2 pseudogenes are annotated in these 1,030 nt (G+C 51.7%); both read left to right on the top strand.

Annotation, left to right across the window (positions count from 1 at the left end):
- Window positions 1–390, top strand: a pseudogene (locus tag CPT76_RS35370) (hypothetical protein); the annotation flags it as partial.
- Between the two features lie 87 nt (window positions 391–477).
- Window positions 478–1,030 (top strand): annotated as a pseudogene (locus CPT76_RS35365) (sugar ABC transporter permease); the annotation flags it as partial.

Genomic DNA, 1,030 nt, shown 5'->3' with positions numbered 1-1,030 from the left:
AGCAGCGGAGCCTATGAAATGACCGATGAGCTGAAGGCCGAAGGCGAGGGGCGGCAGAGTCTCTTGTGGAACTGGGTATTACGGAACAATTCCAATACATTCAACACCTACAAGTGGAGCGATCCCACATGGGCCAAAGAAATGGAGCAATCCATTGATAACGCTGGCAAGTATCCGTATAAGAACGCAGCCGATGCCTATTTGTTCTCGTCCAATACGTACTTGGAGAAAGGGACGGCGCTGGACGACAGCTTCCACAAAACCGTCATTGAAATCATCGCAGGCAAAAAGCCGGTGGAGAGCATCGATGAAGCGATCAAGGAATGGAAGAGTAACGGCGGAGACCAGATAATCGAAGAAGTGAATGCCGCATACACGGCGAATCCATAACGTTCGCCTGAAGGTCCCGGGCGGCTGAGGCCGCCTGGGGCCGTTTATTTCCAGGCTGGCTTTACAGCGAGTTGGAGGGTTGAAGACATGAAAGCGTACTGGAAGAGGGCATTTCCGATTTATCTCATGATCCTACCGGGTCTGCTCTATTTTATCATTTTCAAATATATCCCGATGTTCGGGATCTCGATCGCCTTTATGAAGTATAGTCCCTTTAAGGGAATAACGGGGAGCGAATGGGTAGGTCTTCATTATTTCCGCAGATTATTTGCCGAAGGCGACTTCCTGCTGATTCTCAAAAACACGCTGCTGCTCAATCTGCTGGATGTGCTGTTCTTTTTCCCGGCCCCGATCCTCGTTGCCCTGCTGCTGAATGAAGTGAGAGCCAGACGGATCAAGACGGCGGTCCAAACCATTCTGTATGCGCCCAATTTTATTTCATGGGTCGTGATCGTCGGTATTACGATCGTGCTCTTCGCCACCGGCTCCGGAGGCATCAATCAGCTATTGGAGGATTGGGGGCTGGGCCGGATTGAACTGATGACGGATCCCAGCTATTTCCGGTGGGTGTGGCTGTTACAGAACATTTGGCAGGGGGCCGGCTGGGGAGCGATTATATTTCTGGCGGCTCTATCGGGCA

Source organism: Paenibacillus sp. AR247, from assembly GCF_002968895.1.
Taxonomy (GTDB): domain Bacteria; phylum Bacillota; class Bacilli; order Paenibacillales; family Paenibacillaceae; genus Paenibacillus_AQ; species Paenibacillus_AQ favisporus.
This window is presented reverse-complemented; position numbering and strand designations above follow the sequence as displayed.